19 protein-coding genes and 2 pseudogenes are annotated in these 20,205 nt (G+C 73.0%); 12 read left to right on the top strand and 9 right to left on the bottom strand.

Annotation, left to right across the window (positions count from 1 at the left end; translation table 11 throughout):
- Positions 1 to 31: 31 nt before the first annotated feature.
- From IE142_RS03280 to IE142_RS03270, 3 genes and pseudogenes are all read right to left on the bottom strand, one after another.
- A pseudogene (locus IE142_RS03280) lies at positions 32 to 225 on the bottom strand (DUF397 domain-containing protein).
- 7 nt (positions 226 to 232) lie between these two features.
- Positions 233 to 785 (bottom strand): annotated as a pseudogene (locus tag IE142_RS36300) (DUF5753 domain-containing protein); the annotation flags it as partial.
- Positions 786 to 814: 29 nt separating this feature from the next.
- Positions 815 to 1,189: a VOC family protein gene (locus IE142_RS03270; protein WP_191884270.1), complete on the bottom strand. Its 375-nt coding sequence runs from the start codon at positions 1,187 to 1,189 to the stop codon at positions 815 to 817.
- 98 nt (positions 1,190 to 1,287) lie between these two features.
- Here IE142_RS03270 and IE142_RS03265 point away from each other — a divergent pair, with 98 nt between their 5' ends.
- Entirely contained in the window at positions 1,288 to 2,301 is a 1,014-nt protein-coding gene (locus IE142_RS03265; protein WP_191884269.1) for a helix-turn-helix transcriptional regulator, read from the top strand.
- A gap of 81 nt (positions 2,302 to 2,382) precedes the next feature.
- Here IE142_RS03265 and IE142_RS03260 read toward each other — a convergent pair whose 3' ends face one another.
- Entirely contained in the window at positions 2,383 to 3,783 is a 1,401-nt protein-coding gene (locus IE142_RS03260; RefSeq protein WP_191884268.1) for an MFS transporter, read from the bottom strand.
- A 344-nt stretch (positions 3,784 to 4,127) separates the two neighbouring features.
- On the opposite strand from IE142_RS03260, the gene IE142_RS03255 reads away from it, so the two are divergent.
- From IE142_RS03255 to IE142_RS03205, 11 genes are read left to right on the top strand one after another with little or no spacing between them, the layout of a single operon-like run.
- Positions 4,128 to 5,615, top strand: coding sequence for an aldehyde dehydrogenase family protein (locus IE142_RS03255; protein ID WP_191884267.1), 1,488 nt, complete (start codon positions 4,128 to 4,130; stop codon positions 5,613 to 5,615).
- Positions 5,616 to 5,638: 23 nt separating this feature from the next.
- The gene (locus IE142_RS03250) at positions 5,639 to 6,640 is read left to right on the top strand and encodes a VOC family protein (protein ID WP_191884266.1); all 1,002 of its coding nucleotides are present in this window, start codon (positions 5,639 to 5,641) and stop codon (positions 6,638 to 6,640) included.
- On the top strand, positions 6,637 to 7,437 hold the full coding sequence (locus IE142_RS03245) for an aspartate dehydrogenase domain-containing protein (protein ID WP_191884265.1): 801 nt from the start codon (positions 6,637 to 6,639) through the stop codon (positions 7,435 to 7,437). Before IE142_RS03250 ends, IE142_RS03245 begins: the two co-directional genes overlap by 4 nt.
- Positions 7,434 to 8,237 (top strand): alpha/beta fold hydrolase, encoded by an 804-nt coding sequence (locus IE142_RS03240; protein ID WP_191884264.1) that lies wholly within the window; start codon positions 7,434 to 7,436, stop codon positions 8,235 to 8,237. The genes IE142_RS03245 and IE142_RS03240 overlap by 4 nt, the downstream gene beginning before the upstream one ends.
- A 5-nt stretch (positions 8,238 to 8,242) precedes the next feature.
- A complete protein-coding gene (locus IE142_RS03235; protein WP_100048114.1) occupies positions 8,243 to 8,764 on the top strand; it encodes a cupin domain-containing protein in 522 nt (173 codons plus the stop codon).
- A complete protein-coding gene (locus IE142_RS03230) occupies positions 8,757 to 9,509 on the top strand; it encodes an SDR family oxidoreductase (RefSeq protein ID WP_191884263.1) in 753 nt (250 codons plus the stop codon). The genes IE142_RS03235 and IE142_RS03230 overlap by 8 nt, the downstream gene beginning before the upstream one ends.
- A 28-nt stretch (positions 9,510 to 9,537) precedes the next feature.
- On the top strand, positions 9,538 to 10,329 hold the full coding sequence (locus IE142_RS03225) for an SDR family oxidoreductase (RefSeq protein WP_191884262.1): 792 nt from the start codon (positions 9,538 to 9,540) through the stop codon (positions 10,327 to 10,329).
- 9 nt (positions 10,330 to 10,338) lie between these two features.
- Positions 10,339 to 11,970 (top strand): thiamine pyrophosphate-binding protein, encoded by a 1,632-nt coding sequence (locus tag IE142_RS03220; RefSeq protein WP_191884261.1) that lies wholly within the window; start codon positions 10,339 to 10,341, stop codon positions 11,968 to 11,970.
- A 14-nt stretch (positions 11,971 to 11,984) separates the two neighbouring features.
- Positions 11,985 to 12,935 carry a PDR/VanB family oxidoreductase gene (locus IE142_RS03215; RefSeq protein ID WP_191884260.1) on the top strand — a complete coding sequence of 317 codons (951 nt, stop codon included), beginning with the start codon at positions 11,985 to 11,987 and terminating at the stop codon, positions 12,933 to 12,935.
- An 18-nt stretch (positions 12,936 to 12,953) separates the two neighbouring features.
- Entirely contained in the window at positions 12,954 to 13,181 is a 228-nt protein-coding gene (locus tag IE142_RS03210; protein ID WP_191884259.1) for a recombinase-like helix-turn-helix domain-containing protein, read from the top strand.
- A gap of 1 nt (position 13,182) precedes the next feature.
- Complete coding sequence (locus tag IE142_RS03205) at positions 13,183 to 14,211, top strand: Rieske 2Fe-2S domain-containing protein (protein WP_191884258.1); 1,029 nt, start codon at positions 13,183 to 13,185, stop codon at positions 14,209 to 14,211.
- On the opposite strand, the gene IE142_RS03200 is transcribed toward IE142_RS03205, so the two are convergent.
- The 5 genes from IE142_RS03200 to IE142_RS03180 form a co-directional block, all read right to left on the bottom strand.
- Positions 14,190 to 14,738, bottom strand: coding sequence for a MarR family winged helix-turn-helix transcriptional regulator (locus tag IE142_RS03200; protein WP_179342501.1), 549 nt, complete (start codon positions 14,736 to 14,738; stop codon positions 14,190 to 14,192). The two genes, IE142_RS03205 and IE142_RS03200, sit on opposite strands and share 22 nt — an antisense overlap.
- A gap of 244 nt (positions 14,739 to 14,982) precedes the next feature.
- Positions 14,983 to 16,356 carry an AAA domain-containing protein gene (locus IE142_RS03195; RefSeq protein ID WP_191884257.1) on the bottom strand — a complete coding sequence of 458 codons (1,374 nt, stop codon included), beginning with the start codon at positions 16,354 to 16,356 and terminating at the stop codon, positions 14,983 to 14,985.
- Positions 16,353 to 17,951 (bottom strand): hypothetical protein, encoded by a 1,599-nt coding sequence (locus tag IE142_RS03190; protein ID WP_191884256.1) that lies wholly within the window; start codon positions 17,949 to 17,951, stop codon positions 16,353 to 16,355. The genes IE142_RS03195 and IE142_RS03190 overlap by 4 nt, the downstream gene beginning before the upstream one ends.
- Positions 17,942 to 19,165 (bottom strand): hypothetical protein, encoded by a 1,224-nt coding sequence (locus IE142_RS03185; RefSeq protein ID WP_370466269.1) that lies wholly within the window; start codon positions 19,163 to 19,165, stop codon positions 17,942 to 17,944. The genes IE142_RS03190 and IE142_RS03185 overlap by 10 nt, the downstream gene beginning before the upstream one ends.
- Positions 19,062 to 20,063 carry a phosphatase PAP2 family protein gene (locus IE142_RS03180; protein ID WP_191884255.1) on the bottom strand — a complete coding sequence of 334 codons (1,002 nt, stop codon included), beginning with the start codon at positions 20,061 to 20,063 and terminating at the stop codon, positions 19,062 to 19,064. The genes IE142_RS03185 and IE142_RS03180 overlap by 104 nt, the downstream gene beginning before the upstream one ends.
- Positions 20,064 to 20,205 lie beyond the last annotated feature (142 nt).

Raw genomic sequence — 20,205 nt, 5'->3', positions numbered from 1 at the left:
GCTGCGCGACGTAACGGGAGACAGTCTCCGGTTATTCCCCGGCGGGGGTTTCGAGGACGGCGAGGAAGGCGGTGAAGGCGGGGGCGGGGAAGGTGAGCACGGCTCGGGCGGGGCTTTGGAGTCGCGGATGGCTATGTCGGGGTGGCGGTGGGCGATCTCCACGCAGTCGTTGCCTTCACCGCCACCGGAGTAGGACGACTTCTGCCACTGGGTGGGGGTGGGCATGACTCCCTCACAGCTCCTTGGCCAGCTTATGGATGAGGTCACGCGATCGCTCGGGCGAGAGCGATTCGTCCCTCACTCTACGAAAGAGCCTGCGAAAGTGGTCGAGTTGGGCCTCGGAGTCGAGGAAGACCGTGCCGTGCGGTGCGTCGCGCACCACTGTGTCCAAGCGGGGTACGGCTCCTCCCACGTGCACCATGGTGCTGCCCGCTCCGGCGAAGTCGTCCAGTGGGAGCGGGAAGACCCGGACCGCGACGTGCTCGGCCTCGGACATCTCCGCGATGCGTGTCAGTTGTGCACGGCTCGCGGCACGTCCGGCCACTCTTGATCCGCAGAGCTGCCTCATGAATCAACGTCTCGTAGGGGACGGGATCAGGTCCTTCGATGATGACCTTTCGCTTCATCCTGTGCTGCACCCGGTGCTCCACTTCGCCATCGGGGAACTCCGGATTCATGTAGGTGAAGAGGGAGCGGGCGTGGTCCTCTGTCTGGAACAGGCCAGGCACGTGCATGACCGCCACGTCCCGACGGAACGTCGCATGATGATCCAACTCGGCGAGGTCCTGACTGCGGGCGCCGTGAGACACGCCGGCTAGTCGACGGGCGCCACCCGGATCAGGTTGCCGTCGGGGTCCGCGACGACGAAGGTGCGGCCGAAGACCTCGTCGTGCGGCGGTTCGACCACAGTGGCGCCCTTGGCGGTCCACGCGGTGTGGAGGTCGTCGATGGCGGAGGCGGGGCCCGGGAGCATCAGGCCGATCTCCGAGGTGCGCGGCGTCTGCGGGCCGAGCCGGTCCGTCTGGCCGCTCCAGAGGGCGAACACCACTCCGGGCGCGACCTCGAACGGGATGTAGCGCGGAGTGACCATGATCGGCTTCATGTCGAACAGGTCGGTGTAGAAGGCGGTCGCGCGCTCGGCGTCGGTGACGTAGACGAGGAAGAGGTTGGGTGTGGACGGTGCGGACATGGGTGGCCGGCTCCTTCCGGGCCGGGCGTTCCGGCCGTCGGTGACAGCCTCGCGTGGGAACATGACAGAACCTGTCCTGTTCGAGGAGAGTGGGGCCCATGGGGCGACCGCAGCGTTTGATCGAGCTGCTGGCGGCGTTGCAGGCGCGTCCGCGGACCACCGCCGAGGCGTTGGCCGGGGAGCTGGGGGTTTCGAAGCGGACGGTGCTCCGGGATGTGCGGGCGCTGGTCGACGCGGGAATTCCCGTCTCCACCGAGCGGGGCAAGTACGGCGGGATCAGTCTGCTGCCCGGTGACCAGGCCGATCTGTCGAAGCTGACGACCGGCGAGGCGGACCTGCTGCGGGCCGTCGGGCTCGATCCCGACCGGGCCCGCCGGGTGGGCGGCGAGGCGGCCGCCCGGTCGGCGCTGCGCAAGCTCACGCCGCGCCGGTCGCCACCGCCCGCCCGGGACGACCTGCCGCTGTCGCTGACGGACGTGATCGCGATCGACAACCGGCCCTGGTTCGGGGAGGCCGCGCCGCTGCCCGACGTCGCGGCGCTGGTGCGGGACGTGCGTACGGGTAGGCGGCTGCGGATCGGCTACCGGCCCAGTGGCGCGGCTGCCGCCGAGGACTTCGTGGTCGATCCCTACGGGCTGGTGGAGCGGGCCGGGCGGTGGTACCTCGTGGGCGACCGGGACGGGCGTCCGCGCATGTTCGCCCTCACCCGCCTGAGGGACTGGACGGTGCTGGACACCGCCCGGCGGCTCCGGCCCGGCGCCGACCTCGTCGGTACGGCACGGGAGTTGGGCGAGATGTTGGAGAGCAGGCAGGACGTCATCGTCACGGCGCGCGTCGATGCAGGGAGCGTCGACCTGGCCCGCCGCATCCTGGGCGCCCGGCTCCGGACGGTGGGTGACCGACCGGACGGCGACGGGCGGGTCGAGATCATCGTGGCGTACGGCGGACTGGACGGAGTGCGGCAACTGCTCCAGTTCGGGGACCACATCGAGGTCGTCGATCCGGAACCGGCCCGCCGGCTGATCCACCGGCTCGCGGCCCGCACCGCCCACACCCACCGCCCCGCAACCGTGAACACTTCCGCCGAAACTGTTCACACGCCTCTCATATGAGCGACCCAAGGACAAATTCGCCGCAAGTGTTCACGTCGTGGCGTAAGGCACCCACCGCCCGCGGGCCTCGGTGACGGCACGCTACGGCGCGACGTCCTCCAGTGTCCGCCCGCTCGTCTCCTCCGCCCCGACCGCAGCCGACAGCGAGCCGACGAGGGCGACGGCGGCCAGGGTCACGAACACCGTGCCGATGGCGCCTCCCGCGTAGATGGCGCCGACGACGATCGGGCCGAGGATGACGCCCAGGCGGTTCATCGCGCCGCCCACGCTCGAGCCGAGCGCCCGGATCCGGGTGGGGAAGAGTTCCGGCGTGTAGAGGTAGAGGCAGATGTTGGAGCCGAAGAGGAAGACCGAGGCCAGGGACGTCCAGGCCAGGACGCCCTCAGCGGAGTCGCCGGCCAGCAGGCCCAGGAGCAGCAGGCAGAGTGCCGCGGCCGCCATGCACCAGATCACGGTGTTGCGGCGGCCGACCCGGTCGACGGTGAGGGCGACGACCAGGCAGCCGGCCAGGCCCGCGCAGCTCGTCACGGTCGAGTAGAGGAGGGCCGTGGACAGGCTGAGGTCGAAGTGGCCCTCGTAGATGGTGGGCAGCCAGGACGTGATGCCGTAGTTGGCGAAGTAGCCGGTGAACCACAGCAGTCCGATGACGAGGGTGCGTTTGCCGTACCTGCCGGTCAGCAACTCGCGCAGGCCGCTCTTGTGCGGCGCGGGCGGGACGGGGCGCGCCGGGGCGGGGTCGGGGAGCGGGGCGCCGGTGATCCTCTCGACCTTCTCCTCGATCGTCGCCATCGTCGCCAGGGCCTCGTCGTGCCTGCCGTGGTCGGCGAGCCACCGCGGTGACTCCGGTACCCAGCGGACGAGTGCGAAGCACAGCAGGCCGGGGACGGCCGCCAGGGCGAACACCCAGCGCCAGCCGAGTACCGGCACCAGCCAGGCGGCCAGGAGGGCGCCCGCGGTGAGGCCGGCCGGGAAGACCAGTTCGTAGAGGAGGACGAAGCGGCCGCGCTGGTGGGCGCGGGTGATCTCCGCGATGAAGGTGGCCGCGATGGGCACCTCGCCGCCGATGGCCATGCCCTGGACGAAGCGGATCGCCATGAACGGTTCGGGCGAGGTGCACAGGGTCAGGGCCAGGTTGCAGATGCCGGACAGCGCGATGCAGCCGGCGATGACCTTCACCCGGCCGATCCGGTCCGCGAGCCTGCCCGAGGCCAGCGCGCCGATCAGCATGCCGATCGAGCCGACCGTCATCAGGGCGGTGACCTGCGTCGTGCCGAGGTGCCACTCGTCGCGCAGGTCGGGGAGGGCGTAAGCGATCAGGAGCTGGTCGAACGCCTCGAAGAAGGTGACGGCGCCGACGACGAGCCGGACCATCACCTGCCAGCGGCACAGCGGCAGGCGTTCGAAGCGGGCGCCGATGGAGGCCGCCAGCGCGGCCGAGTCGTCCTGTCGGCCCGGGGTGGCGCGGGCTGCGTCGAGCGTCATGGGTGTGTTCTCCGGTTCGGGACACACGGCACGGCGGAGCAACCGCGTGCCGGGCGGCGATGAGTGCTGGAGAGGTGCGGCGAGGACGAGACGGGAGCGGGTCGGGCGGACGGTGCCGCCGGTCCCGGTTATGTAGGCGCTGAATGTCTCAGGGCTTAAGTTCTACCGGTAGCCCGCCGAGGTTAGGCAAGCCTTACTCCTGACGTCGCGAAAAATTCATCGGCCGCGGTCCCTTGCGGGCCAATTAATTAAGCCCTTAGATTTCTGGTGCTTAGACACGGCGCCTCGGGCAACGCCCCCGCCCTGTCCGCGAGTTCCCGCACCGTCCCTTTCCGGAGGCCCCCATGCCGCGCATCCCAGCCGACGAGATCCTCATCGCGGGGCGCTGGCGGCGCGGTGGCGGTCTGCCGATCCACACCGTGGACCCGGCCGACGGCAGCCTCATCACCACCGTCCACGCCGCCTCCCCGGCCGACGTGGACGAGGCCGCGCACGCCGCCGCCGAGGCCGCCGCCGCACCCGAGTGGCGGGACCTCCCGCCCCACCGGCGGGCCCGCGTCCTGTACCGGATCGGCGACCTGCTCGAGGAGCACGCCGACGCGCTGTCCGCCCTCCAGACCGCCGACACCGGCAAGACCCTCGGCGAGACCCGCGCCCTCGCGCTGAGCGCCGCCGGCACCTTCCGCTACACGGTCGCCGCCCTGGAGACGGCCGAGGACGCGCTCACACCCCCGCGCGGCCCCTACGTCACGATGAGTACGTACGAACCGATCGGTGTCGTCGGCGCCGTCAACCCCTGGAACTCGCCGATCGCCTCCGACGCCCAGAAGGTCGCCCCCGCCCTGGCCGGCGGCAACGCGGTCCTGCTCAAGCCCGCCGAGTGGACCCCGCTGGTCTCCCTCGCCTTCGGGCGCCTGGTCCACCGGGTCCTCACCGAGGAGCGGTTGCCCACCGCGCTGCTCGCGGTGCTTCCGGGCAAGGGCCGCATCGTGGGCGACGCGATCGTCCGGCACCCGCTGGTCGGCCGGATCGGCTTCACGGGCGGCACCACCACCGGCCGCGCCATCGCCCGTGCGGCCGCCGACAAACTCGTCCCCGCCTCGCTCGAACTGGGCGGGAAGTCCCCGACGATCGTGCGCGAGGACGCCGACACCGAACAGGCCCTCGCGGGCGTGATGTACGGGATCTTCTCCTCCAGCGGCCAGTCCTGCATCGCCGGTTCACGGCTGTTCGTCCACGCCTCGCGCTACGACGCCTTCGTCGGCGAACTCGTCGAACGGGTGCGCAAGCTGCGCGTCGGGCCGGGCACGTCCCCCGACACGCAGGTCGCGCCGCTCGTGCACCACGCGCACCGGGACGCCGTCGCGGCGGCGGTCGACCTCGCCCGGAAGGAGGGCGGCAGGGTCCTGTGCGGCGGCTCCGCGCCCGAGGGCGAGCGCTACGCGAAGGGTGCCTACTACCTGCCGACCGTGATCGACTCCCTGCCGAACTCGGCCCGCGCCTGCCAAGAAGAGATCTTCGGCCCGGTGCTCGTCGCGCTCCCCTACGAGGACGAGGACGAACTCGTCGCCCAGGCCAACGACTCCGTCTACGGGCTCGCCTGCGGTATCTGGACCCGCGACGCGCGGGCCGCCTGGCGGCTCGGACGGCGGATCGAGGCCGGGACCGTCTGGATCAACACCTACAAGCAGTTCTCCATCTCGACCCCCTTCGGCGGGATGAAGGACTCCGGGCTCGGCATCGAGAAGGGCCGCGACCTGATCCGCGCCTACCAGCGGCAGAAGTCCCTGTACTGGGGCACCGACTCCACGCCCCTGCCCTGGGCCAACTGACCCACCCCTCGGGAGATTCCGCCATGAACCACCCCCCGACCGACCCCGCCACGACCCACCCCCCGATCGGCCGGCTGCGCGCCCTGCGCTCGGTCGAACTGCTCACCCCGAACTTCGCCGACGCCGTCGACTTCTACGAGGAGGTCTGGGGCCTCCAGGTGGTCGAGGCCGAGCACAGCGCGAGCTGGCTGCGGGGCACCGGCGAGGAGCACCACGCCCTGCGCCTGACCCGCTCCGACCGGATCGGCCTGGGCCGCCTCGTCTTCGCCCTCGCCACCCCCGCCGAGATCGACGAGGCCGCCCGCCGCCTTCGGGCCCGCGGCATCGCCCTCGTCACCGAACCCGGCCCCCTCGACCAGGTCGGCGGCGGTTACGGCCTGCGCTTCCACGACCTCGACGGACGGCTCATCGAACTCTCCGCCGACACCTGGGCGGTCACCGAACGCAACCGGGACGTCTCCCTGCCCGTCGGCGTCACCCACGCCGTCCTCAACACCCCAGACATCGACGCCTCCGTCGCCTTCTACCGCGACGTGCTCGGCATGCGCGTCTCGGACTGGTCCGAGCACCAGATGGCGTTCCTGCGCTGCGGCTCCGACCACCACTGCGTCGCCTTCAACCAGGCGCCGTGGGTCTCCCTCAACCACGTGGCCTACGAGATGACCTCGATCGACCACTTCATGCGCGGCCTCGGCCGGCTCCGGCACCACGGCATCGCCCCCGAGTGGGGCCCCGGCCGGCACGGCCCCGGCAACAACACCTTCTCCTACTTCACCGACCCCACCGGCCTGGTGTGCGAGTACACGACCGAGGTCGCCCAGGTCGTCGAGGACACCTGGATCTGCAAGGTGTGGCGGCGCACCCCCGAACTGTCCGACCTGTGGGGGACGGCCGGCCCGCCGTCGAAGCGGATCCGCGCCCACATGACGGGCACGCCCGACGGCAGCCCGGTCGTCGCCCCCGTGGACGCGCCCGCCGCCACGAACCCCGGCCCCGGCTCCGGCACCGAAGGAGCCGCGGCATGAACGCCCACACGCGCAAGGTCGGCCTCATCGGCTGGGGCGCCATCGGCCGGACCGTCGGCACCGCGCTCGCCGCGGGCGACGTGCCGGGCGCCGAACTCGTCGGCATCGTCGACAACCGGCCGCTCGGCGACGCCGTCCCCGCCCCGCAGCTCACCGTGGAACAGGCCCTCGCCTCCTGCGACCTGATCGTCGAGGCCGCCGGACAGGGCGTCGTACGCGAACGGGGTGAGACGATCCTCGCGTCCGGCACCGACCTGCTCGTGGCGTCCACCGGAGCGCTGACCGACGAGGAACTGTCGAAGCGGCTCCTGGCGGCCGGGCCCGGCCGGGTGTACTTCACAGGCGGCGCGGTCGGCGGACTCGACCTGCTCCAGGCCGTACGCGCCATGGGACCGCTCGGCGAGGTCACGCTGACCACCACCAAGCTGCCGTCCACCCTCGAACAGCCCTGGATGGACGAGGAGACCCTCGCCCGGCTGCGGGCCACGACCACCCCGGTGGAAGTCATGCGCGGCACCGCGCGCGACGTACCGGTCAGGTTCCCGAAGTCCACGAACGTCGCCGCCTCCGTGGCCCTCGCGGTCGGCGACCTCGACGCCGTACGGGTGCGGGTGGTCGCCGACCCGGCGGCCTCGCACACCTCACACGTCATCGAGGCGAGCGGACCGCAGGGCTCGTACCGCTTCGAGGTGCGCCACGTCCCCGACGCGGCCAACCCGGCCACCAGCCAGGTCGTCCCCTACGCCGTGCTGCGCTCGCTCGCGGCCCTGGCCGGACGCCGGGGGCAGATCCTGTGACCGCGTACGACCCCGCCGGGCTGCACCTGGAGGAGAACGGGGACGACGGGCCGCTGGTGCTGTGCCTGCACGGCATCGGCTCCTCGTCCGCCGCGTTCGCCCCGCAGACCGAGACGCTCGCCGCCGCCCACCGGACGGTGGCCTGGGACGCCCCCGGATACGCCCAGTCGGCCGACCCGGAGCAGGACCTCACCCTCGACGACTACGCCGACACCGCCGCCGAGGTCATCCGGGCACGCGACACCGAGGCGCACGTCGTCGGCGTCTCCTGGGGCGGCGTGATCGCGCTGCGGCTCGCCACCCGGCACCCGGACCTCGTCGCCTCCCTCACCGTCGCCGACTCCACCCCCGGCTCCGGTACGAGCCCCGAGAAGGCCGCCGCGATGCGCGCCCGCGTCCCGGAGCTGGAGAGCCTCGGCTCCCGTGCCTTCGCGGAGCGCCGCGGCCCCCGGCTCCTGTCGCAGGACGCGCCGACCGAGCTGGTGCGACGGGTCGTCGACACGATGGCCGACTCGATCCGGCTGCCCGGCTACGCGTCGGCGGCCGAGTCCATGGCCCGCACCGACCTGCGCGGCGAACTCCACCGGGTCACCGCGCCCACCCTCGTCCTGTGCGGGGAGAAGGACCGGATCACCGGCCCCGACGCCTCACAGGTCCTGGCCGGCGGGCTGCACAAGACCGCCTCCGTGATCGTCAAGGACGCCGGTCACCTGGCCAACCAGGAACAGCCCGGGCGTTTCAACGCCTGGCTGCTCTCCCACCTGCACATCGTCACCGACACCCGCGCCACGAAGGGCTGATCACCATGCCGCTGACCACCACCGACTACGACAACGGCGGGGACCTCGCCAAGTACACCGACTCCCTGATCGCCTCCAAGGACTCCCGCGAACCGGACTGGGGCACCCTCTCCTTCCAGGAGAAGGCCGGCCCGCAGTACAAGCGGGCGCAGATCCGCTACGTCGGTTCCGGCGCCACCGGCAACCACGAGAACGACGGCCGCATCATCCCCTCCGGCGGCTTCACCTTCTCCAACATGCTGCTGCCGCCCGGTGCCGAGGGCCCCGCCCACACCCACCACGACGTCGAGGAGGCCTTCTTCGTCCTGGAGGGCCAGGTCCGCGTCGGCATCCACCGCGGCCCCGACGAGACCGAGTACCGCACCCTCGGCTACCGCGACATGATCGTCGTGCCGGCCGGCGTGACCCGCTCGCTGAAGAACGAGGGCGACACGGACGCCCTGTTCTGCGTGATCATCGGCACGCAGAAGCCGCAGGTGCCGACCTACCCCGAGTACTCCCCGCTGTACGGCGTCACCCGTGACTGACCCGGCCGGCGGGCGCCGTACGGTCGTCGTGACCGGCGCGGGCCGTGGCCTGGGGGAGGCCATGGCCCGCCGGGCGGCGGCCGACGGGTACCGGGTCGTCGTCGCCGAGCTGAACGAGGAGCGGGGCTCCCGCACGGCGGCGGCGATCCGCGAGGCGGGCGGCACGGCGGAGTTCGTGCCGCTGGACGTCGCCGATCCGGCCTCGGCCCAGGCGCTGGCCGCACGTATCGCACCCGGCGGCCCCGTGTACGGACTGGTCAACAACGCGGCGCTCGCCAACGGAGTGGGCGGTAAGGAGTTCCAGGACATCGACGTGGAGACCTGGGACCGGCTGATGACCGTGAACGCACGCGGCCCCTGGCTCGTCGCCAAGCACCTGCTGCCGCTGATGTCCACCCCGGGACGGATCGTCAACATCGCCTCCGACGCGGCCCTCTACGGCTCCCCACGCCTCGCCCACTACATCGCCTCCAAGGGCGCGGTCCTCGCCCTGACCCGAGCGATGGCCCGCGAGCTGGGAGAGCGGGGCATCACCGTCAACGCGGTGGCACCGGGCCTGACGGAGGTCGAGGCGACCGAGTCCGTCCCGGCCGAGCGGCACGCCCTGTACGCGGCGAACCGCGCGATCCCCCGCCCGCAGCGGCCCGACGACCTGGTGGGGCTCGTCTCCTACCTGCTCGGTGAGGAGTCCCGCTATCTGACCGGGCAGGTGGTCGCCGTCAACGGCGGCTTCACCATGCACTGAACACCCTCCCCAGCGTCTAGGAGTACTCATGGATCTCGGCCTCGCCGACCGCACCGTCCTGGTCACCGGCGGCAGCTCCGGCGTCGGCCTGGCCACGGTCCGCGCCCTGCTCGCGGAAGGAGCCCGCGTCGCGACCTGCGGCCGGGACGCCGACCGGCTCGCCAAGGCCGCCGCGGGCCTCGGCGCCGGTACGGACCGGCTGTACACCGGCGTCTGCGACGTCCGGGACGCGGACGCCGTACGGGACTTCGCCGAGCGCGCCGCCGCCCGTCTCGGCGGACGGCTCGACGGACTCGTCAACAACGCGGGCCAGTCCCGGATGAAGTCCCTCGACGAGACGACCGAGGACGACTGGCGCGACGAGCTGGAACTGAAGTTCGCGGGCGTCCTCAACCCTCTGGGCGCCGTCCGCGATCACCTCCGCGCCTCCGACGCCGCCGCGGTCGTCAACGTCAACGCCGTCCTCGCAAAACAGCCCGAGACCCGGCTGATCACGACCAGCGCCGCCCGCGCCGGCATCCTCAACCTCTCCGCCTCCCTGGCCCGCGAACTCGCCCCCGAGGGCATCCGCGTCAACTCCGTCTGCCTCGGCCTGGTCGACACCGGCCAGTGGACCCGCCGCCACGCGGCGGCGGACAGCGGACTCACCTACGAGGAGTGGCAGGCGGAGATCGCCGCCGACCGGGGCATCGCGCTCGGGCGGCTCGGCCGCGCCGAGGAAGTCGCCTACGCGATCGTCTCGCTGCTCTCGCCGCGCGCCTCCTACATCACCGGAACCAGCATCGACGTCTGCGGCGGAGTCGGCCGCGGCATCCTCTGAGGAGCTCGCATGCGTTACGACCACGGTGGCGGACTCCTGACCGCCCACCTCAAGTCCCTCGGCGTCGACACCGTGTTCGGCATCGTGTCCGTCCACAACCTGCCGCTGGTGGAGGCCGTCGAGGCCGACCCGGAGCTGCGGTTCGTGCCGGTGCGGCACGAGGCGAGCGCCGTCAACGCCGCCGACGCCCACGGCCGGGCCCGCGGCTCCATCGGCTGTGCGCTCACCTCCACCGGCACCGGCGCGGGAAACGCCGCCGGGTCCCTGATCGAGGCGCTGGCGTCGGGGACGTCGGTGCTGCACATCACCGGGCAGGTCGAGTCGGCGTACCTCGGCAGCGGACGCGGCTTCATCCACGAGACCAAGGACCAGCTCGGCATGCTCGCCGCGGTGTCCAAGTACGCCGCGACCGTCACCTCCGCCCGGGACGCGGGCCGCGTCCTGCGCGAGGCGTCCGCCGCCGCACTCACCGCGCCGGGCGGGCCCGCGAGCGTGGAGTGGCCGATCGACCTGCAGTACGCGGTCCAGGAGGACGACGGGCAGGGCGCACCCGCCTTCGAGGTTCCGGTGCCGGACGCCTCCGCGCTGGCCGGCGCACGCGAGTTGCTCGCCACCGCCCGCCGCCCGCTGATCTGGGCCGGCGGCGGCGCGAACACCGCCCGCGACCAGCTCCTCGCCCTGCTGGAGACGACCGGCGCCGGCCTGCTCACCTCCAACTCCGGCCGGGGCGCCGTACCCGAGGACCACGACCAGGTCATCGGCAACTTCGCCACCACGCCCGCCGCCCGCGCCCTCCTCGCGGACGCCGACGTCGTCGTCACCGTCGGCACCCACTTCCGATCCAACGAGACCGCCGACTACGGAATCCGCCTCCCCGAGGCCCACATTCAGATCGACGTCGACGCCGCCGCCCTCGGCCGGGTGTACCCCGCGTCGCACGCACTCCACGGCGACGCGGGCGCGGTCCTGCCGAGGCTCACGGAGGTCGCCGTCCGGGCCGACGGAGGCTGGACGGAACGGGTGCGGCGGGCGCGCGAGGAGGTACGGGCCGTACTGCACGACGGCATCGGACCCCAGGCGGCCGTCTGTGACGCCCTCGCCGCCGCCCTGCCGCGGGGCGCCGTCGTCGCCCGGGACGTCACCATCCCCTCCTCGGCCTGGGGCAACCGCCTCCTGCCGATCCACGACCCGCGGGCCAACGTCTTCCCGCGCGGCGGCGGCATCGGGCAGGGCCTCGGCATGGGCATCGGCGCCGCCCTCGCCCGCCCCGACGAGCCGACCGTGGTCATCGCCGGGGACGGCGGACTCGCCGTCCACCTCGGCGAACTGCTCACCCTCGCCCAGGAACGGCCCCGGCTGACCCTCGTCGTCTTCAACGACGGTGGCTACGGCGTGCTGCGCAACATGCAGGCCACCTACACCGAACGCCGCTCGGGCGTCGACCTGTTCACCCCCGACTTCGCACAGCTCGCCGCCGCCTGCTCGCTCCCGTACGCGCGGATCGGCGACGCGAGCCAGGCCGCGAAGGTGATCGACGCTGCCGTCGCCTCCGACGGGCCGACCCTCGTCGAGGTCGACCTGGCCACGCTCGGCCCGATGAAGAACCCCTTCACCCCGCCCGTCAAGATCCCCACCCGGTAGGGAGGCCCGCCGACATGAGCACCACCGAAGAGCAGGAACTGGACCTCCTCGTCCACCGCACGACCTGGGAGGCGGACGGAGTCCTCTCCGTCGAACTGGTCCACCCGGACGGCAAGCCGCTGCCGGCCTGGACCCCGGGCGCCCACCTGGACCTGCACGTGGGCGGCCACGTCCGCCAGTACAGCCTGTGCGGCGACCCGGAGGAGACGGGGTCGTACCGGCTCGGCATCCTCAACGAGGCGGCGTCACGGGGCGGTTCGCGCCACGTGCACACCAAGGTGCGGCCCGGCCAGACCGTGCGGGTGGCCGGGCCGCGCAACCACTTCGCCCTGGAACCGGCCGCCTCCTACGTCTTCATCGCCGGCGGCATCGGCATCACACCGATCCTGGCCATGGCCCGCCGCGCCGAGCGGGACGGCATCCCGTACCGGCTGGTCCACGGCGGCCGTACCCGCGCCTCGATGGCGTTCGGTGGCGAACTCGCCGCACTCGGCGGCGGCGAGGTGACCCTCGTACCGCAGGACGAGCAGGGACACATCGACGTGGCGGGCGTCCTCGCGGACCTCGAGCCCGACGCGCTCGTGTACTGCTGCGGTCCCGAGCCGCTGCTGAAGGCCGTCGAGGAGGCGGCGCCGCAGGGGCGGCTGCGCACCGAGCGCTTCGCCGCCCCGGCCGTGGCACGCGACGACGGCGACGACAGCGCCTTCGAGGTCGAGTGCCGCACGTCGGGCGTGACCCTGAGCGTCGGCCCCGGCACCTCCATCCTGCAGGCCGCCGAGAACGCGGGCCTCGCCGTCGCCTCCTCCTGCCGGGACGGCATCTGCGGCTCCTGCGAGACCCGCGTCCTGGCCGGCACCCCCGACCACCGCGACTTCCTGCTCAGCGACGCCGAACGCGCCACCGGCGAGACGATGATGATCTGCGTCTCGCGCTGCGCCTCGGACCGCCTCGTCCTGAACCTCTGACCGCTTACGGAGAACGCCGTGTCCGAGACCACCTGGCCCTGCCTGGACCCCCACCAGACCCGCGACCACGAGCCCACCCCGTACGAGACCGATCTCGCGCGCACCCTCGAGGACATCTTCACCAAGGACGGTCACGAACTGGCCGACGTGATCGACGGCCTCAACTCCCGCCAACTGCGCACGCCCACGGGCGAACCCTGGACCGAGGAGTCCTTCCGCGCCGAGATGCACCGCCTGGGAGCCTGACATGACCCTCTCCACCCGCGACACCGCCGAGCACATCTACGCCCACGGCCTGCGCAACCAGTGGCACCCCGTCGTGCCGTCCCGCTTCGTCGAGCCCGGCGGCATGCGCAGGGTGACGGTCCTCGGCGAGAACTGGCTGCTCTTCCGCAAGTCCGACGGCGCGCTCTCCATGCTCGCCGACCGCTGCCCCCACCGCGGGGCGCCCCTGTCCCTCGGCAAGCACCTCGGTGACCGGGTCGCCTGCTGGTACCACGGTGTCGAGGTCGACGGCGCCGGCACGGTCACCTCGGTGCCCGGCCTGCCCGGCTGCAACCTGGAGGGCAAGACCCTCGTCACCTCGCCGCCCGTGCGCGAGGTCGGCGGCGCGATCCTCGCCTACTTCGGCGACGAGGAGCACCCGGAGCCGGTGGAGCTGACGCTCCCCGAACCGCTCACCGACGACGACGTCTCCGCCTTCCTCTGCTACGCCGAGTGGAACGTGCCGTGGCGGTTCGCCATGGAGAACCTGCTCGACCCGATGCACGGCGCGTTCCTGCACTCCGAGTCGCACACCATGTTCGCCGGCGACACGTCCGCCAAGTTCCGGATCCGGGAGACCGAGCGCGGCTACTTCTTCGAGAAGACCGACCAGCGCGGCGTCAACTTCGACTGGGTGGAGCTGTGCCGCACCGGCGTCGACTGGGTCGACCTGTCCATCCCCTACCCGCCGTCGGCGGGCCCCGGCGGGCCGTTCGGCATCGTCGGCATGGCCTGCCCGGTGGACGCGGAACGCACCGGCGTCTTCTTCTGGCGCTACCGCAAGGTGAGCGACTGGCAGCGCGACACCTGGCGGTTCCTCTACAAGACCCTGATCGAGGCCCGCCACTGGGAGGTCCTGGAGCAGGACCGCGTCATCCTCGAAAGCATGCCCGCGGACGCCGACCAGCGGGAGAACCTCTACCAGCACGACCTGGGCGTGGTCCGCCTGCGCCGCCTCTACCAGGCGCAGGCCGGGCGGCAGTCGAAGGCTCAGCCGGTCTCGGCGCGCTGAGCGGGGATGTCGTCGGAGTCCACGATGGAACGCTCCAGCTTGGACAGCAGACGGCCCAGCTGACGACGCTCGGCGGGTGAGAGCCCGTCGAGCATCCGGCGTTCGTTCTCCAGGTGTTCGGCGAACACCTCGTCCACCTTCGCCAGCCCCGCCTCGGTGAGCCGCGAGTACACCACCCGCCGGTCACCGGCGTCCCGCTCGCGCACGAGCAGACCGTCCTTCTCCAGCCGGTCCAGCCGCAGGGTCACCCCGGCCGACGAGATCAGCCCGGAGTCCGCGAGTTGCCCGGCGGTCAGCCGGTACGGGGCTCCGGCCCGGCGCAGCGCGGTGAGCACGTCGAACCCGGCGACGGACAGTCCGTGCTCGTCGAGCCGCGAGGTCATCCGCGACTGGTACTGCAGGTACGACCGGTGCAGCCGGGCCAGCACCTCCAGCGGCGAGGTGTCCAGCTCGGGCCGCTCCCGCGCCCAGTCCTCGACGATCCCCGCCACGGCGTCCGGCCGCTTCGCCGCCCTGCCCTGAGCCATGTCTTCCCCTCGCGGCACGTGTTCGGTGCTGAAATCTTAGCCCTGAGGGAAACTGCGCCAGGCACCGGACAGACGCTCAGGCCCGCCACGCCACGCGGTGTTCCGCCAGGTGTGCCGGCACCGTGCGGTTCGCCTCCCAGCCGTCCGGGCCGTGTCCATCGGCCGCCTCCGGCGGCGTGCCGGGCTTCGACCGGCGGGCCGGGGTGTCGGGCCGGTCGTCAGTCCGACGATGCCGGACAGACGATCAGCCCCGCCAGGGCACCCGGTGTTCCGCCAGGTGGGCCAGCACCGCGTGGTTCGCCTCCCAGCCGTCCGGGAACTTCACCAGCGTGCCCAGCTGGACCGGCTCCGTGGACGGGTAGTCGTCCAGCAGTTCGCCGACCCCTTCCCGGCAGACCACGACGCAGGCGTGCCGGTGCCGGGAGGCCAGGACGCACAGGCGGCCCGTCTCCAAGTGGAAGGCGGTGGCGTCGGGGCGGCCCGACAGCGGGTGCAGGACGACCGTGACGTCGTACTCGCGGCCCTGGAGCCGGTTCGCCGTGTCGACGGTCACCTCGGTCACGCCCAGGTCGGCCAGCGCCGCCCGTACCGCCGCCGCCTGGTCGCGGTGCGCCGTGCCGACGGCGACGCGGTCGGCGGTCAGGGGGACGGGGCCGGCAGAGCGCTCGGACGTCGCCCGGCCCTCCCGGTCGAGGAGCCGCCGGACCACCTCCGCCACCGCCCGCACCGCCTCCGGGTCGGTGCGGGGCGTGTGCCGGGCGGGCAGCTCCAGCAGGCCCCACCCCGAGCGGGCGGCCTCGTCGATGACCCGGTCGGCGCCCGAGCCGTCCGAGGGCACGGCGAAGGTCAGACCCCGGTCGTCGTGGTCCGTGCCGCTGCGGAACGGCGTGTACGGGTAGAACGCGTCGGAGACCAGCGGCGCCGCCGACGCCGGAAGCCGCCACGACACCGGCAGCCGGTGCTGCGGCAACGACGGGTTGTGGGCCAGGAGCGTCGTCACGGCCGAAGCGGACGGGTCGTACGACAGGCCCGCCCACTGCTCGCTGCCCACCGTCGCGAACGGGTCCAGCTGACCGGGGTCGCCCACGAACAGCGCCCGCTCGAACAGCCCGGCGACCGCCAGCAGCGAGTCGGAGCGCATCTGGTACGCCTCGTCGACGATCGCGTGCCGCCACGGCTCGTCCACCTTCACGTGCGCCCACTTCGCGGCCGTGGACAGGACCACGGCCTGCCCGGCGAGGTCGGCGGCCTTCGCCGACTTGCGCACGTTCGCCAGGTCGTCGAGCGCCTTGTCGTACGGGTCGGCGTCGCTGCTGTGCAGGCGCCCCACCGGCAGGTCGGGGTTCTTCTCGGCGAGGCGCAGCACCAGGTCGTCCACCTGGGCGTTGGTCTGCGCCACGACCATCAGGGGACGGCCGGCCGCGGCCAGCTCCAGCGCGGCCCGCACCACGAGCGTGGACTTGCCGGCGCCGGGCGGGGAGTCGACGACGACACCGCGCTCGGTGCCGTGCAGGGTGTCGTGGAGGATCGCGGCGGTGGCGCGGGCGGCCTCCCCGCCCGGGTCGAAGACCGGGACGGCGGGCGCGTCGACGGCGGTCGTGGTTGCCTCGGCGGTCACAGGACGTCCTCCTCCGTCTGCGCGTCCGGGGCCTCCGGTACGGCGGCCTTCTCACCGGGCGGCCCGCCGTGCGTCCACGGGGTCCGCTCCGGATCGGGGAGCTTGGCCCCGCCCCGCTGCTCGTGTTCGAAGAGGGTGAAGCAGACCCGGTCGCCCTTCTTCGGCACCGACCCGGCCTCGGGCTCCTTGCCGCGGCCCATCTTGTCCACGACACGAAGCACCAGGACCCCCTCTTCCTGCTGCTCGACGAACTCGGCCGCCTGCGGCTTGCCGCCCAGCGACCGGTACACCTTCGCCCGCTCGCCCAAGTGCGGCCGGTCGTCGGTGCGGACGGTGACCAGCGGGCGCGGGCTGGGCCGCTTGCTCTCGCTGTACGCCATCACGATGTCCGTGACCTCCCCGGCGAACGCTTCCCCGGCCAGCCGTCGCCCGGCCATCACCAGCGGGTCGTCCAGCGCCTCCTGGGCCTCCAGCCGGGCCTGTTCCCGCTCGCGCGTGGCGAGCTTGTTCGCCGCGGTGACCGCGTCGTCGCGACGAGGCTGCGGGGGCTCGCCGGCCAGGACGCGGTCGCGGTGCGAGGTGAACGACCAGCGGTCGCGGGTCCACCGGTCCTCGACGTGCGCCCCGGCAGGCAGCTCCCGCAGCAGGTCCATGCCGCGCCAGACCGCGTCCCAGGTGGGGCGCGTACGGCTTTCGACCAGGGCGCGGATCTCCCGCTCGGCGGCGGTCAGCGCGCCCAGCCGGTCGTCGGCCTCCAGGCCGTCCTCGGCGGCGGCGAGCGCGGTGCGGGCACGGTCGTAGCGCTCGATGGCGGGGGCGAGCAGCTTGTTGTCGAAGGCCGGGTCGGTGGCCGGGCCGGCGGGCGGGCACAGCAACTGGCCGTCGGCGTCGCGGGCCAGCTCGACCCGGCGGGCGGCCTCGGCGCCGGTCAACTCCTCGTCGTCCGGGGCGATCCAGGCGAGCAGCGCGCCCAGGTGCTGGTCCTCCAGCGTGGACTGGCCCGTCGCCCAGTGCCGGCCCAGCAGGTCGGTCATGGCGAGGAGCAGGGAGGAGCCGGGGACCCGGGCCCGTTCGCCGTAGTGGGTCAGCCACCGGCCGAGCAGCGGCACCCTCGGCGGCGCGGGGTGCGGCGCCTCCGGGTCCTGCTCCGCCGTGCGCCGGAACCGCATGGACCGGCCCAGCAGCCGTACGAAGTCGACGCCCGCGCGGGACGGCACGATCAGCTGCGCGGCGTCCGCGCACAGGTCGACCTCGACCTTGACCCGCTTGCCGGTCTCCGGGTCGGTCTCGGTGCGCTCGGCGGCCTCGACGCTGTCCGCGTACGCCTCGACGTGCGGCAGCACGATGCCGGCCAGCTCGGCGAGGAACGCGAACCGCAGGTCGCGGTCGCGGGGCTGCGGGACGACCAGCAGATGCGGCGCGTCCCGGTCGGTGCCGACCAGGGCGCCGAGCGGGGCGCCTGCCTCACCCGCGGTGATCAGCGGCACGAAGACCAGCGGCCGGTCGGACAGGTGCCGGTGCCGGACGGTGGCGGCGGGCTGGGCGCGGCCGGTACGCACGGCCTCCAGCCGGGCGAGCGTGGTGATCAGAGACATACGGCCGCCTCCTGCGCGGCGGCGCCGGCCGCCGCGAGGGCCTCCGCCCGCAGCTCCGCCGCCCGGCGCAGGGCCGCCACCGCCGGGTCGTCCGGGTCACCGGCCTCCCCGCGGGCCGCCGCCAGCACCTCTTCGACCGTCGAAAGGCCGCCCAGCTCGGCCCGGACCGGGCGGCCCAGCGAGGTCACCGCGCCGGCCTCGCGGGACCGGGCACGGCAGTGGAAGGCCAGCTCACAGGTGGACAGGCACTCGGGTGCGTACGTCGCCGGAACCGCCTCGACCGCGGACGTCAGCTCCTCGGCCGGCAGCTCGGGGGAGAAGCAGACGCCGTCGGGGAGCGTGTCCGCGATGTCCTCGATGCGGGTCAGCCGGGCCAGCTGCCGGTCGGTGACCGCGCGCTGCTTGCGCACGTCGACGGTGGAGGCGGTGGGCAGGTTGGAGAAGTCCTTCGGGCAGACGAGGAGGAAGCGGTCGCGTACGCGCGGGGCGGGGGCCAGCCGGGCGGCGACCCGCTCCAGGGCCAGCACGTACACCGCGGCCTGCCGCGCGGCGGCGCCCACCTTCGCCGGGTCGGCGGAGCCGTCCAGCACGGGGAAGGACTTGATCTCCACGACCGTCCAGCTGCCGTCCGGATGCACCACCACGGCGTCCGGCTCCAGGTAGGCGGGGGAGCCGGCGACGTCGAGGGCCAGCATCGGGTGGTCGAGGAGCGTCCAGGTGCCGGGGAGGCCGGGCGCCCGCGCGGTACCGGCGGTGGCCTCCCGAAGTGCCAGCGCCGTCCGGGCCGCGCGGCCCTCGGGGCCGGTGGCGGACAGGTCGGGCACGTGCCCGACCGCGGGCGGCTCGGCGCCCCGGTCCAGCTTCTCGTGCACGAGCCGCAACAGTTCGGCACCACCGTCCGCCTTGACCCGCGCCTCGAAGGCGTTGCCCCGCGTGAAGGCGAACTGCGACTGCCCGAACACCGACGGCGAGCCCAGCGCGCTCGCCAGGGACGCCTTGTCGACTCCGGCACCGTCGAGGATCGCGCGCCGCCGGCAGCCCGGGTTGGCGGCGAGGGCGGCCAGCGCCCGCGCGTCCAGCGCCTTGGCCGGTACGTCCAGGCCGCGCAGCTCAGCGAGCCGGTGCCGGAGTCTCGTCCCCCGCGTCCGAGGGGGAGGTGTCCGGCTCGGCTCCTGGTTCCAGCCGCTGCTCGCGCTGCCGTGGAAATCGCTCACCCGCGGAAGTCTGGCATCCGACACTGACAATCGGGGAACCCGCGCCCTCGGTGACCGGCGCGGCAGGTGCGTCAGGCGCGTCGGCGGTGACGGCGGTGCCGGACGCGGTGCGCGTGGTGAAGCGCGCCACGAGCAGGGCCCGCGCCCGGTCCGAGGTCCGCATCACGTACGGCGTCAGCAGCAGACCCGCGCCCATCACGGCCGCGCCCGCGACCGCGTCGAGGAAGTAGTGGTTGGCGGTGCCCATCACGACGATCGTGGTCACCAGCGGGTAGACGACGCCGGCCACCTTCGTCGCCCGCGTGCCGCCGTAGCGCCACAGCACCACCCCGCACCACAGCGACCAGCCCACGTGCAGGCTCGGCATGGCCGCGTACTGGTTCGTCATCCCGCCCAGGCCGCGCGGCGCGCTGGCCTCGCCGCCCCACCAGCCGTAGGAGCTGTAGTACGCCATCGTGTCGACGAAGCCGTGGCTCGCGTCCAGCAGCCGGGGCGGGCAGGTGGGCAGCAGGGTGAAGCCGATGAGACCGATGAACGTGGAGGTCATCAGCCAGGTGCGGGCGGCCCGGTAGCGCACGGTGCGCGAGCGGAAGATCCAGATCAGGAGCACCGGGGTGACCAGGTAGTGCAGCGACGCGTACCAGAAGTCGGCCGGTACGCCGAGCCACGGCTCGCGGGTGAAGAGGCGGTTGAGCGGGTGCTCCGCGTTGAGGAACAGCGCCTTCTCCACGCGCAGGATGGCCAGGCCGTGGTCGACCGCGTCGGAGACGTCGCCCCGCACCGTGAGGCGGCCGGCCGAGTAGCAGGCGTAGACGAGGACGATGAGCGGCAGCTCGGTCCACCAGCGCAGCCGAGTCTTCGGGATCGCCTCGGTGCCCGGTGGCTCGGTGTGCCGCAAACCGATCGCCCTCCCCCTTCTTCCCGCATGCGCCTCGTGGACATGGACGTGCCACTCTACGGCCTGTGCGCGCCCGCTTCACGGAACGCTCCCGGCCCTGATAGACGCCGGGATCGCCCCCCGGGTTGCCCGCGTGCGGCGT

Origin of the sequence: Streptomyces mutabilis (assembly GCF_014649815.1) — a bacterium.
Classification (GTDB): Bacteria; Actinomycetota; Actinomycetes; order Streptomycetales; family Streptomycetaceae; genus Streptomyces; species Streptomyces mutabilis.
Note: the sequence above shows the minus strand (reverse complement) of the source record. Positions and strands in the feature narration are given on the sequence as shown.